Origin of the sequence: Holdemania filiformis DSM 12042, from assembly GCF_000157995.1 — a bacterium.
Classification (GTDB): Bacteria; Bacillota_I; Bacilli_A; order Erysipelotrichales; family Erysipelotrichaceae; genus Holdemania; species Holdemania filiformis.
In genome coordinates this window covers 169,560-180,688 of sequence record NZ_GG657557.1, presented here as the reverse complement: position 1 = coordinate 180,688, position 11,129 = coordinate 169,560, and the positions used below count along the sequence as shown (strand labels likewise).

Here is an 11,129-nt window from a genome sequence, read left to right as displayed (position 1 = left end):
TTTTTGTGCCGCCGCATCAGCGCGATGCCTTCCGGGAAACGCTGGCGCAGCGGAATTATCCGGGGATTATTACGACCAGCGATCAGGATATGATCGACATCGGTCCGTTAAACAGCTCGAAAGGCATCTCTATTTCCGAATTGTGTCAGCGGTATAACATCGGGCAGGATGATTTAATCGTCGTTGGCGATTCGGAGAATGATATTCCCATGTTTAAAACAACACCGCACAGCTACTGCATCGATCTGGCGGAACCGCGGGTAATCCAGAGCGCTTCGCACAGCGTCGCTTCCGTGCAGGAACTGATCGATAATTTGTTGGAAGAAGAACTGCCGGAATTTAGCTTTTCGGGACAATCCGCGGAGTAAAACGAGGGAGTGGATGAAATGATTGAGATCGAAACGTTATTTCATTTTAAAAAACCGGTGTCTGAACGACTGCGGACGTATGGTTTCCAGCCTGCTGAGGGACGGTTTTTGTGGGAAACGCCGGTTTTGGACAATCAGTTTTTGCTTCAGGTCATCGTGACGGAGACCGGTGAGGTTGATTACACGGTCATCGATCCGATCACCCAGGAGGAATACATCCTGATCAAATCCGAGTCTGCGCAGGGGAACTTCGTAACAGAACTGCGCCGCTGCTGTGAACAGAAGCTGGCCGAGATAGCTTCAACCTGTTTTATCACCGACGAGTTCCAGGCGGAACAAACTCGCCGGATTGTCGGGTATATCCGTGAGCGCTATGCGGTGCAGCCGGAATATCTCTGGGAAGGATCGGTAGATTCCGCCGCGCTGCGTCACAAAACGACGCTGAAATGGTTCGGCGTTCTGATGACGATCGACAGCCGGAAGCTGGATCCTCAACGGCAGGGCTCTGTGGATATTCTGGTCGTGAAGATACAGCCGGAAAGGCTCAATGAATATATTGGTCAACCAGGCTGTTATTTAGCTTATCACATGAATAAAAAGCATTGGCTTACGCTGGTGCTTGATGGAACGCTTCCGGATCCGGAAATTGAGGAACGGATCCAGGAAAGCTTCGCGTTGACGGAAGCGGGAGGAAAGCCCGCTAAAGTTCAGAAATAAGGAGATCCGATTGATGAGAGCCCGAAAGATCCGCAGGCAGCGGACTTTGAAAAAGGAGGGAGTTCATGCCGAAAGCCTTAGCCGAAATGACGCTGGAAGAACTATGGCAGCGGTTCCCGATCGAGCTTGTCCCGCCCCGCCCGGAATGGCCGGTGATGTATGCCGACGAATCCGCCGGTTTGAAAAACAGACTTCCCGCAGACTGGATTGTTCGCATGGAGCATATCGGCAGCACGGCAGTCGGAACGATCTGGGCAAAACCGATTGTGGATATTTTGGTGGAAACGACAGGGGAGGCGGATTGGGAGGCCCTGAAAACCATCCTTTTGGATGCGGGATATTTGTGCATGAGCCAGACGGAAAACCGGATGTCTTTCAACAAAGGATATACGCCGCAGGGCTTTGCGCCGTCTGTCTTCCATCTGCATCTGCGCCGACCAGGCGATCATGACGAGCTGTTTTTCCGGGATTATCTGATCGATCATCCCGAAGCCGCTCAGGCTTATCAGCAGCTGAAGCAGCGGCTGGCTGGTCCTTACCGCTTTGATCGCGACGGCTACACCGCGGCCAAAGCTGAAATGATCCGGGAATATACGCAAAAAGCGAAAATGGAAAATCAAGACAGGCCGGTTCAGACGTTCATTGAGAACAAGGAGAAATAACGATGATTAGAAATCCGGAACAAACGATTGGAAAGCTGGCGGATAACGCTGGTTATGCCGTATGCACCTTCATTGACGAACAAGGATATCCGGAAACGCAGACCTTACCGCAGCCGCTGCGGCGTGAAGGCATCCGCGAGTTCTTGTTTGACATCGATCCCACCGCTTTCGCTTTGACGCCCTTGACCGGTTCCTGTCCGGCCAGTCTTTACTTCATGGATCAACGGTTCTACCGCGGCGTCTGCTTAAAAGGCTGGCTCATGGTTGGCGATGAGCGGGAAGAGATTTTGGAAGACGCGGGGGAAAACGAGAAGGAGACAACGGAAACGACGGAGCTGGAAAAGCGTGTCATTCTGAAATTTACGGCGGAGAGCGGCCGCTATTACAGCCATTTCCAATCGTCGGATTTTCCTGTCTGCGAGGAGAAGCGGTAATGGATAAGGTTGAAAAACTGTGGCGAAGCGTTCAGGAAAGCGGTGTACCGGTTTTAAAATTAACGTTTGCCGAAATCGAAGAAATACTGGGTTTTCCCATGGATCATGCTTTCCTTTCTTATAAGAAAAATAGTTTGGCTTACGGCTATGAAGTGAAAAAAATATCCCTGAAGGAAAAAACAGTCGTCTTTTGTCAGCGGATATAAAAAGATCCGGAATCTCCGGATCGGAAGGAGACGGAAGCTCAGACTCCGTCTTTTTTTGAATTTGCTGAATTACAGCGGAAGCTTCGTGACCGGCGCTAATAAAACCTTTCCCGTACCGCGGTAAACGTTGACCAGTCCTTCGCCGGAAGCGGCGGAACCGATCAAGGATTTACTGGAACGCTCCACGGTAAACTGCAGTGAATTGCTCCAGGCAATCGCAAAGTTGCCGTCAACCTTCAGCACGTCGTCTTTCAGCGTGATTTCCACAAGTTCTTCTTTCGGACAATCAGATTCAATACAGAAGACGCCGGTTCCGTTCAAACTCAAATTAAACAAACCTTCGCCGCCCGCTACTGCGGAGGAGAAATTCGAGCGCATCACGGCTTTATGCTGCAGGCGGGAATCGCAGGCTAAGAACAAACCATCGTCCAGAACGACAGAACCATTCCATTCTGCGGCATCCATCAAAATTAAATGTTTGTAAGTCGGCTCCAGCACCAAGGTGCCGCTGCCGGTGTATTCCGGCTTGATCGCCGATTCACCGGTCGCTTTGCCGCGGATTGCTTTCCCTAACAAATCGCCGACGCCCTTAACGCCGGTTGTCGCTTTAACGTCGCCGACCATCCATTGCATCGCGCCAGCTTGAATGGTGATATCAGCTCGCCCCAGATCGCACAGAACCTGCCGTTTGCGAACATTCATTTCATTGCAATAATAAGCGGTCATAGCGGAGCCGGGCGTAACGCTGAGGTCGCGCAGATATTCGATGACGGTAAACGGGCCGAGCTGATCAACGGTGCGGACGTCGTCGTTATCCTGAAAATTCTTTATCTGATACATGGGATTCCTCTTCTTTCTTTTTTCAATTATACCATGCGCGGAGGTGCGTCAAGCCGGACTTTTGTTAACTTTCGGTTAAGTTTCAGGACTTCCCGAAAATTGAAATCTAAAAGACAACAAGGAAATTTTCAGCGTTCTGATTGTTGATTTTACAAATCCATGTCCGCATCCCCCGGTTTTTGTTCTATAATGATGAAGACTGTAAAATCAGAGAGGAATAGAAAAATGGCGATCAAAGCAATCATGTGCGACGTTGACGGAACGTTGCTGAACAGCCAGGGAGTCGTTTCTCCCTATACCATCGAACAAATCAAAAGAATCAAAGCACAGGGTGTTCTGTTTGGCCTGGCGACCGGCCGCGATGTGCACAGTGTTAAAAATCAGCTGGAACGCTGGGGTATTGGCGGACTCGTCGATGCCATTGTCGGCACGGGCGGTGCGGAAATTGCGGATTTTCAGCTGAATGTGGAAAAAAGCAGTTTTCCGCTGGATGGGGACGTTATCCGCCAGGTCATCCGGCATTATGAAGATCTTGATGTGAACTTTGCGATTCCCTGGCAGGGAGAATTGTATGCGCCTAAAGATGACCGGCTCATCCAACGGCTTTCCCGGGTAGATCATATTCCCTACCATGTGGTCGATTATGATGAATTTCTGAATCAGCCGCGGCCGAAGGTCATGATTGTCTGCGATCCGGAAACGATGGAACGGGTCGTTGCCCGCAGTCATACGTTTACCGTTCCGAAAACCAAGTCGGCAGGACTGATCACGGCCAGCGTTTTGTTTGAATACATGGATCCGCGGGTATCAAAAACGCAGGGCCTGAAAGAAATTATGGCACTGCATGGTTTTACGATGGATGAGCTCTGCACCTTCGGCGACGCGGACAACGATTACGATATGACGATGAATGCCGGGATGGGCGTCGTCATGGCTAACGGCAGCGAGAAAACCAAAAGCGCCGCGGATGCTATCACAGACGATAACGATCACGACGGCGTCGGCAAGTTCATTGCAGAACATTTGTTGACAAGTAAGGAAATTTAAACGATCCATCGTTCAGAAGGAACGATGGATCATTTTCACTTTCGTTTTTACTTTTGAGTCTCCGCCTGAGGTTATTCTTTTGAAGGCAGCTGAAGGGAATGACCGGAACCCTGGAAAATCAGCGTCAGCGCCCAGACTTCATCCTGTTTGGCAAAGGTATCAGGCTTGAAAAACTGTTCTAAGTCAACGAGAATTGTATCATTCTCCGTGGAAATCCGCTGGAGAAGGACAGGGATCTCTTCGTTCAATTGAAATGGAATTTCCTGCTTCAGGGAAGCGGTAAACAGAGCGGAGCCTTCCGGCATCGTAAAATCCGGATCGTCGACCCGCAGTTCATCTTTTACGCAGATATTGTCGCATTGCAGGATCAGGGTGTAGCCGGCAGGTAAGCTGTCGCTATAAACGGCGATGCGGCCGCGGGTCCCGGATAAACTTTGATCGCCCGTCCACTGGACTTCCCATTCTCCCTGATCCAGCTTATACACCGTGTAATGCAGCGATTGAACGGTATTGTCCGCGGCGAACTGAAAGACCTGAGGTTCTGCGGAATATCCAAATTGATTGGCGATGGCGGTGTCTTCCTGATTGAAACTGGCCGCTTTCAAAGTGAATTCCGATTCCGGATCGGGAGCTTGTTGGCAGCCGCTCAGGAAACCGAGCAGAAGCCCGGCAATACTCATGATTTTAATGATTGGCTTCATCTTTTTCTCCTTATCTCTAACGTCTGAACTGATAGGAATGAACATCCTTTAGCGCTTATGGCTCATGGATCGTCGGTTTCCTTCGTTTACCGATTCTCAAAATGAAAAATGATGATCGGCTGCCGCTGAATTCCCTGGGATTCTTTGCCCTGCTTCAGCGGTCTTCCTCTCTTTGAATTAAAGCATTTTCCCTCCGCTTTTGCAATGAAATTCCCCTTGGAGCCTGAGCTGACGAGCGGATAATGTTGATCCAAACCGTGGTATAATAAAATTAAATCATTAAGAACAGGATATAGACTATGAATAAGGAAGAAAGATTACTCCGCTTTGAACAATTGAAAACGCAGCTGCAGCATTGCCGCGTCTGTGAGAATCAGATGAAGGATGAACCGCATCCAATATTTCAGGGCAGTCTGGATTCTAAAATATTTCAGATCAGCCAGGCTCCGTCGCGGCGCGTGATGGAAACCGGACTGCCGTTTAATGATGCCAGCGGGAAAAAGCTGAAACAGGAATGGTATCAGATTACAGACGAACAGTTTTATGATCCCCGGTTGTTTTACATCGCTTCGATTGCCCGGTGTTATCCCGGCAAAGCGAAGGGCAGCGGCGATCTCCGGCCGCCGAAGCACTGCGCCGAGCTGTACTTACGACAGGAGCTGGAGCTTGTTCAGCCGCAGCGGATCGTTTTGATCGGCAGCTATGCCGCACAATGGTTATTTCCTGAACTTTCACTGGAAGACTTAATCTTTCAGACGCAGGACTTCCGGGGAATTCCTGTTTTTACGCTTCCTCATCCGTCGCCGTTAAACCGGAAATGGCTGAAGGACCACCCCGAATTTGAGCTGCGGCGGATGCCGGAAATCCGGGCTCAAATTCACGCCGCAATCCGTAAAGGAGAATAAAGATGATTTCCCGCTTAATGAAAGCCTGCCCCGTTGGGATTGCGATGGTCTGAGCGCCAGTATTTTCTTTCATCCCATGGAAAAACGATGCGTGTTTAAACCGGAAGCGTTCGGAGATCCGGAATTTTCGATCGAACTACCGGCGGGTTGGAGCTGCGTGTGCGATCAGAATATCCATCCTCCGCTGATCAGTGAAATTCCACCGAATTTTGGTTTGGCACTCAGCGATCCCTCTGGCCGGAATTCGCTCAGGATGATCTATCAATAGGGCGTACCCACCTGGACATTCCCGCTGGCGGATTCTGAAGATCAACTTGTTACTTTGAAACAGGGCGGCCGCGGCCGGCTGGCAATACTGAAGGAAGGCGAAAGCGTCAGACTGCAGCTGTTGTTCTTTGAAGGTCAGGTTCAGAATTATACCGTAACAGGAACGTTTGACCGGGATTTTTACGATCAGAACGAAGCGCTGATCCGCCGGGTGGTCACTTCCGTTTCCCTGCGTTAAGCTTAAAAAACAAAAAATAGCCACAGAGCATTGAAATTATGAATTTCAGGAGGATTTGAGAATGCAGACTTATTTTCTAACCAGTGACTTTCCCAACGGCTTCCCTGAAGCTTTTATCACAGCACTGAAGCAAACGATCGTCAGACAGGAACATTTCGTTTTCGCCGCATCTTCATTTGACAAGGCCGAAGTGAATGAAAAATATGCCCGGAAGATCATGGACATGTTTGCCGCCGCGGGATTTCATTTTCAGACGCTGACGATTCTGGACGACCGGCTGCCCCTGGCTCAAATCGATCAGGTTCTGGAACAGGCCGGCGTGATCTGGCTGGCGGGCGGGGATACGCTGGCTCAGCATGCCTCGTTTGAACGAATCGGGCTGCGGGAGAAATTGAAAACAACGACAGCCGTTCTGATCGGAATGAGCGCCGGTGCGATCAACATGGGCGATCAGATCGTGTTGGCCAGGCATGAGCTGGACAATGTCCCGGAGTTGACACAGTACCATGGATTAGGACTGGTTCCGATGAATCTGGAACCGCATTTCAACCTGGCAAGCGCGCAGCATCGGGAAGAAATCCGACAGGCCAGCCGGATTGCGCCGATCCTGGCGTTATGCGATGACGCTTTTGTCCAGGTGACCGGCGGAAAAATTCAAATCGTCGGCGAGTATCAGATTTTTGATGAAACGAGAAATAAAAATAGTTAAAAGGGAAGGTCCGGCGAAAACCCGGGCATCTTGCGAAAAAGCGCCTTGAAGGGAAAAGAAGCTGAGATTTCTCTGTTTGGACAAGTCAAATGTCGGGCGAGCGGCTAGCGGGAATGTTTGATTTTTTCAACTTGAATTCATTGCTGGTCTGATCTATGATAAACGAACGGAGTATAAGTTAACCTATGAAACAGAACCGGGCGTTTCGCCCGAAAGGAGAAGCATGAATAACACACAAATAGAAAATTGTCGGAAATTCTATGCCCTCGCGCAATCCAAATTAGCTGGCGATACCAGCGGGCACAGTCTGGATCACATCCTGCGCGTGGTAAACAACGCAGTCTTGATTGCCCGCAGCGAAGCTCCCTGCGATCTTTATCTGATCGTTGCGGCGGCGCTGCTTCACGATGTTATCGACGATAAGCTGACGGCGGATCCCCAAAAGGAACATCGGTTTTTGGAAGAGCGTCTGGCGGAAATTGATCCGTCGATTCAGGCGTCAGTATTCGCGATCATCGATCATTTGTCTTTTTCCAAGAATCTGAGTGAAAAGCAGGTCTTATCCCAAGAAGGGCAGATTGTCCAGGATGCGGACCGGCTGGATGCGATCGGCGCGATCGGCATTGCCCGCACTTTCTATTACGGCGGTCATGTCGGCAATCCGATGTATGACCCTGAATTGCCGCCCCGCACCCAGATGGACGCCGCGGCTTACCGCAGCGAGCGCAGTACGGTGATCAACCATTTTTATGAGAAGCTGCTGCTTCTGGAAAGTAAAATGAACACGGAAACCGGCCGGCGTCTGGCCCGGAAACGCACGGCGTTTATGGAACAGTACCTTCAGGAATTCTTTGACGAATGGAACGGTCAGGCTTAACCCCTGTTTTAACAACAGCGGACAAGCCCGAAAAAGAGCGAAACAGGTCAGAGCCTTCTCTGGCCTTTTTTCTGTCTTTTCAGTCTTAAAAATCTTGGAAATTCATTTTTGGATTCGGCTTTAATAAAATTTTGAACAGGCTTCAGGGACGAAGCCATTAATTCCACATTGGAAAAGCCAAATATAAAAGCAACGCTCAGCTCGCTGAACATTGCTTTATCGTGGATGCGTCATCGCTTTATCTTGATACATCGCGTTATCTGCCCGCCGGTAGATATCCTCGACAGAATGATCGCCGGCTTCATAAACAGCCCATCCGACCGATAAGCCCGTTTCCACAGGCCAGTCCGGCCGCTTCTTTTGATAAAGAGCTTTCAGCTGGGCGCAGAATTCACTCAAGTCCTGCTGTCCGGAAGTGTCGGCAATCAAGGCCGCGAATTCATCGCCGCCGGTCCGGTACAGAATCGCCTGCGGTTCCAGGCATTCCTGCAGAACCGCCGCCGCTTTCTGGATATACAAATCTCCCTGAATATGCCCCAGTTCATCATTCACCTGTTTTAAATGATCCAGATCCACCACAAGAATTCCCATTGTTTTGAACTGACGGGAGGCGTTGAGATTGCCGATATCCACTTCAAAAGCATTGCGGTTGCGGATTTGCGTCAGCTGATCTGTAATTGCCAGATCTTTATAATGCGGATTGGAAATCCGGCGGAAAACAAAGAAGGCGATTCCGGTGGCCAGAACACAGGCGAAGATTAAGATGAGCGGAATAAAGTTTCGCAGCTGATGATAAATTTCAGCCTGTCTCCCGGCGTCGAATTCAACGCCGACCACACCGATGACCGTCTCGTTCTGATAGACCGGCGAATAGGCTATAAAAATTTTCCCCCAATCCGTCGACTTGATGGCATCCGGCATAATCTCTTTCCCGGCCAGCGCTGTCCGCAGATCCTGCTGAATCTCCGGTTCGATCAGATCGCCGGGATACCGGAAATCCTCGCTGTCCGGATCCAGGCCATCTAATAGATAGATCAGGGTATCGTTTTCCGTGACCGTCGCCGTATATAAATAACGAACGCCGGTTGCGCTGCGAACATCGCGCAGCGACTGAGCCGTCTGTTGATACAGCGGGGAGGCCATATCATCCCGGTCGTGGATTTCAGTAAAGGTAAGCGGATCCAGCGACGTGTTGACATAGCTGACAATGGCGTGAACCCGTTCTTTTAATTCTGAAATCATCCCATTATACGTATACGAGTAACATAAAATAAAAACGATGGAGGAAGACAGGAAAACAATGACTGCCGTAAGCAGGGATACCTGAAGATCGACGCGTCTTTTCCATCGCTGCATAACTTCACCTTCGAACTTTTATAAGTTCCCTTTGTAAGTTCATTATAACAGAGATCAGAAGATTCGGTTGTTAATAATTGAAACAAGCTGGAAAAAGGGAGAATCCGGGCTACTTTTCAATTTTCCCTGAAGGGGTGCGGCACAAAGCGGTACGGGCCCATTGACGGCGGACACGGGAATCAGGAATCCGCAGTTTTTCACGGTATTTGACGACCGTCCGCCGGCTGATCGGACAGCCCAGCGCTTTCAGCCGGTCGCTCAGCTGTTGATCGCTCAGCGGCGCTTCCGCGTCTTCTTCATGGATCAGGCGCTTCAGCTGCCGCAGCACCTGATCCTGGCTCAGATCATTCCGGACTTGGGCGGAGAAAAAAACAGAGAAGGGATAAAGCTGACCGTTGAATTCCAATCCCTTGCCGGCCAGCGAACGGGAAATGGTTGAGGGATGCAGACCGAGCTGATCGGCGATCTGATGGCGGGTTAAGGGAATCAACGGTTGACCGCGCAGGAAGAACGCGCTTTGATTCAGACAGATCGCACGGGTGATCGAAGCCAGCGTCTGATTGCGTTTCTGAATTGCCAGAAGCAGGTTTTTAGCTTCCGCGGTTTTCTGCTTCAAGTAATCCTGAACTGTTGGATCGTTGATCGGCATCGGATTGAAAATGAGCTCGCTGAAGCTGTGAGCCAATGTAATTTTAAACTGACCGTCCTCGATTTCCACCTGGACTTCGCAAACCAGCGGCGCCGCGGCCGCACCCTGACTGCGGCCAGGCTTGGGATCGCAGCGGCGAAGCAGGGCGATCGCTTCGTTTAACTGATCCGCTGTGCAATGCAGTGTCCTGCACAACGACGTTGTACCGCCCCGGGCCAGCGCTTCCAGGTGTTCGGTCAGCCGCCGGGCCAGTTCATTTTCCGGATGCTGCTCCATAAGCTGAAGCAGCAGGCATTCACGCAGATCGTGCGCGAAGATTCCGGCTGGCTTCAACGTTTTCAATAAAGACAGAATCCGGTTCAATCTTGCCTTGTTGATGTGCATCAGACCGCACAGCGCGTCCAGCTCCTCCCGCAGATAACCATCGTCGTCCAACAAGCCGATCAAGGTTTCCGCGATCACCTGATCCGCCGGGTCCAACAAAACTGCCGCCTGTTGCCGCAGCTGTTGTTTCAGGGAAACCTCAGCGGCGACAAATTGTCCGGCTTGTTCATAGAGATCATCGCTCCGGACAGTCCGCTGATCGCTCCATTCCAGCAGGGGATTGCTCAGCATCTGTTCGTTCAGATAAGCCGCCAGGGCGTCGGAGCTCATGTGCAGGATGTTCAAAGATTCCAGCATGGCCGGTTTCAAGCGGTGCTGCGGCTGGATGCTTGGCGTTAAGGCGAGCGTACTTTTCATGCGGTCCCCTCCTTTTTTCTTATTGTAGCACAATCCGCTCTCTGTGAGAGCGCTCTCAAAATTAATCCGCGTTGGATTGACAAAGTCGGATTCCGAACCTATTCTTAAATTGTAATCTTTTTTGATCGAATTATTCTAAGGAAAGAACCCAAGGAGGGGAAACGTATGGAAAGTCCGGCAAAGAAAAAAATTCTCGACGCGCTGGCGGAAGCGACCCGGCATTTTGCCTGGAACGATCTGTCCGGCTTAAGCGCTCAGGGGCTGGCGGAGTGTTTCGGGGTGAGCCGCAATCTTGTTTCGCAATATCTTAACGAAGCGCACGGCGAAGGGACGGTCATTAAAATCAACACGCGTCCGGTCTACTTTTTAAACAAAGCCGCGCTGTGCGAGCGGACGAAGGCGGAAGATCTGG

Annotated in this window: 15 protein-coding genes; 11 read left to right on the top strand and 4 right to left on the bottom strand. The window is 50.6% G+C overall.

What is annotated here, in order from left to right:
• From HOLDEFILI_RS19745 to HOLDEFILI_RS09740, 5 genes are all read left to right on the top strand, one after another.
• A partial coding sequence (locus tag HOLDEFILI_RS19745; RefSeq protein WP_006059492.1) for an HAD hydrolase family protein occupies positions 1-368 on the top strand: 368 nt, incomplete at its 5' end.
• Positions 369-386: 18 nt separating this feature from the next.
• Positions 387-1,085: an MmcQ/YjbR family DNA-binding protein gene (locus HOLDEFILI_RS09755; RefSeq protein WP_006059491.1), complete on the top strand. Its 699-nt coding sequence runs from the start codon at positions 387-389 to the stop codon at positions 1,083-1,085.
• Between the two features lie 65 nt (positions 1,086-1,150).
• A complete protein-coding gene (locus tag HOLDEFILI_RS09750; RefSeq protein ID WP_006059490.1) occupies positions 1,151-1,747 on the top strand; it encodes a GrpB family protein in 597 nt (198 codons plus the stop codon).
• Between the two features lie 2 nt (positions 1,748-1,749).
• On the top strand, positions 1,750-2,181 hold the full coding sequence (locus tag HOLDEFILI_RS09745) for a hypothetical protein (RefSeq protein ID WP_006059489.1): 432 nt from the start codon (positions 1,750-1,752) through the stop codon (positions 2,179-2,181).
• The gene (locus HOLDEFILI_RS09740; RefSeq protein ID WP_006059488.1) at positions 2,181-2,387 is read left to right on the top strand and encodes a hypothetical protein; all 207 of its coding nucleotides are present in this window, start codon (positions 2,181-2,183) and stop codon (positions 2,385-2,387) included. Before HOLDEFILI_RS09745 ends, HOLDEFILI_RS09740 begins: the two co-directional genes overlap by 1 nt.
• 69 nt (positions 2,388-2,456) lie before the next feature.
• Here HOLDEFILI_RS09740 and HOLDEFILI_RS09735 read toward each other — a convergent pair whose 3' ends face one another.
• On the bottom strand, positions 2,457-3,227 hold the full coding sequence (locus HOLDEFILI_RS09735) for an AIM24 family protein (protein ID WP_006059487.1): 771 nt from the start codon (positions 3,225-3,227) through the stop codon (positions 2,457-2,459).
• A gap of 225 nt (positions 3,228-3,452) precedes the next feature.
• Between HOLDEFILI_RS09735 and HOLDEFILI_RS09730 the strand changes: the two genes are divergently transcribed.
• Positions 3,453-4,274 carry an HAD family hydrolase gene (locus HOLDEFILI_RS09730; protein ID WP_039864621.1) on the top strand — a complete coding sequence of 274 codons (822 nt, stop codon included), beginning with the start codon at positions 3,453-3,455 and terminating at the stop codon, positions 4,272-4,274.
• 71 nt (positions 4,275-4,345) lie between these two features.
• On the opposite strand, the gene HOLDEFILI_RS09725 is transcribed toward HOLDEFILI_RS09730, so the two are convergent.
• The gene (locus tag HOLDEFILI_RS09725) at positions 4,346-4,975 is read right to left on the bottom strand and encodes a hypothetical protein (RefSeq protein WP_039864620.1); all 630 of its coding nucleotides are present in this window, start codon (positions 4,973-4,975) and stop codon (positions 4,346-4,348) included.
• Positions 4,976-5,274: 299 nt separating this feature from the next.
• Here HOLDEFILI_RS09725 and HOLDEFILI_RS09720 point away from each other — a divergent pair, with 299 nt between their 5' ends.
• From HOLDEFILI_RS09720 to HOLDEFILI_RS09705, 4 genes are all read left to right on the top strand, one after another.
• Positions 5,275-5,880 carry a uracil-DNA glycosylase family protein gene (locus HOLDEFILI_RS09720; RefSeq protein ID WP_006059483.1) on the top strand — a complete coding sequence of 202 codons (606 nt, stop codon included), beginning with the start codon at positions 5,275-5,277 and terminating at the stop codon, positions 5,878-5,880.
• A gap of 322 nt (positions 5,881-6,202) precedes the next feature.
• Positions 6,203-6,385: a hypothetical protein gene (locus tag HOLDEFILI_RS09715; RefSeq protein WP_039864618.1), complete on the top strand. Its 183-nt coding sequence runs from the start codon at positions 6,203-6,205 to the stop codon at positions 6,383-6,385.
• A gap of 61 nt (positions 6,386-6,446) precedes the next feature.
• A complete protein-coding gene (locus tag HOLDEFILI_RS09710; protein WP_006059481.1) occupies positions 6,447-7,094 on the top strand; it encodes a Type 1 glutamine amidotransferase-like domain-containing protein in 648 nt (215 codons plus the stop codon).
• 223 nt (positions 7,095-7,317) lie between these two features.
• Positions 7,318-7,971 carry an HD domain-containing protein gene (locus HOLDEFILI_RS09705; RefSeq protein ID WP_006059480.1) on the top strand — a complete coding sequence of 218 codons (654 nt, stop codon included), beginning with the start codon at positions 7,318-7,320 and terminating at the stop codon, positions 7,969-7,971.
• A gap of 216 nt (positions 7,972-8,187) precedes the next feature.
• On the opposite strand, the gene HOLDEFILI_RS09700 is transcribed toward HOLDEFILI_RS09705, so the two are convergent.
• Together HOLDEFILI_RS09700 and rpoN are read right to left on the bottom strand one after the other, a co-directional pair.
• On the bottom strand, positions 8,188-9,327 hold the full coding sequence (locus tag HOLDEFILI_RS09700; RefSeq protein ID WP_006059478.1) for a GGDEF domain-containing protein: 1,140 nt from the start codon (positions 9,325-9,327) through the stop codon (positions 8,188-8,190).
• A 109-nt stretch (positions 9,328-9,436) separates the two neighbouring features.
• Positions 9,437-10,717, bottom strand: a complete 1,281-nt coding sequence (rpoN, locus tag HOLDEFILI_RS09695; protein ID WP_006059477.1) for an RNA polymerase factor sigma-54 — start codon at positions 10,715-10,717, stop codon at positions 9,437-9,439.
• Between the two features lie 165 nt (positions 10,718-10,882).
• Between rpoN and HOLDEFILI_RS19740 the strand changes: the two genes are divergently transcribed.
• Positions 10,883-11,129 (top strand): hypothetical protein (locus HOLDEFILI_RS19740; RefSeq protein WP_006059476.1); only part of this gene is annotated, 247 nt, incomplete at its 3' end.

Coding starts and splice junctions, on each gene's coding strand:
- HOLDEFILI_RS09755 (WP_006059491.1), top strand. CDS start 387: ATGATTGAGATCGAAACGTTATTTCATTTTAAAAAACCGGTGTCTGAA.
- HOLDEFILI_RS09750 (WP_006059490.1), top strand. CDS start 1,151: ATGCCGAAAGCCTTAGCCGAAATGACGCTGGAAGAACTATGGCAGCGG.
- HOLDEFILI_RS09745 (WP_006059489.1), top strand. CDS start 1,750: ATGATTAGAAATCCGGAACAAACGATTGGAAAGCTGGCGGATAACGCT.
- HOLDEFILI_RS09740 (WP_006059488.1), top strand. CDS start 2,181: ATGGATAAGGTTGAAAAACTGTGGCGAAGCGTTCAGGAAAGCGGTGTA.
- HOLDEFILI_RS09735 (WP_006059487.1), bottom strand. CDS start 3,227: ATGTATCAGATAAAGAATTTTCAGGATAACGACGACGTCCGCACCGTT.
- HOLDEFILI_RS09730 (WP_039864621.1), top strand. CDS start 3,453: ATGGCGATCAAAGCAATCATGTGCGACGTTGACGGAACGTTGCTGAAC.
- HOLDEFILI_RS09725 (WP_039864620.1), bottom strand. CDS start 4,975: ATGAAGCCAATCATTAAAATCATGAGTATTGCCGGGCTTCTGCTCGGT.
- HOLDEFILI_RS09720 (WP_006059483.1), top strand. CDS start 5,275: ATGAATAAGGAAGAAAGATTACTCCGCTTTGAACAATTGAAAACGCAG.
- HOLDEFILI_RS09710 (WP_006059481.1), top strand. CDS start 6,447: ATGCAGACTTATTTTCTAACCAGTGACTTTCCCAACGGCTTCCCTGAA.
- HOLDEFILI_RS09705 (WP_006059480.1), top strand. CDS start 7,318: ATGAATAACACACAAATAGAAAATTGTCGGAAATTCTATGCCCTCGCG.
- HOLDEFILI_RS09700 (WP_006059478.1), bottom strand. CDS start 9,327: ATGCAGCGATGGAAAAGACGCGTCGATCTTCAGGTATCCCTGCTTACG.
- rpoN (WP_006059477.1), bottom strand. CDS start 10,717: ATGAAAAGTACGCTCGCCTTAACGCCAAGCATCCAGCCGCAGCACCGC.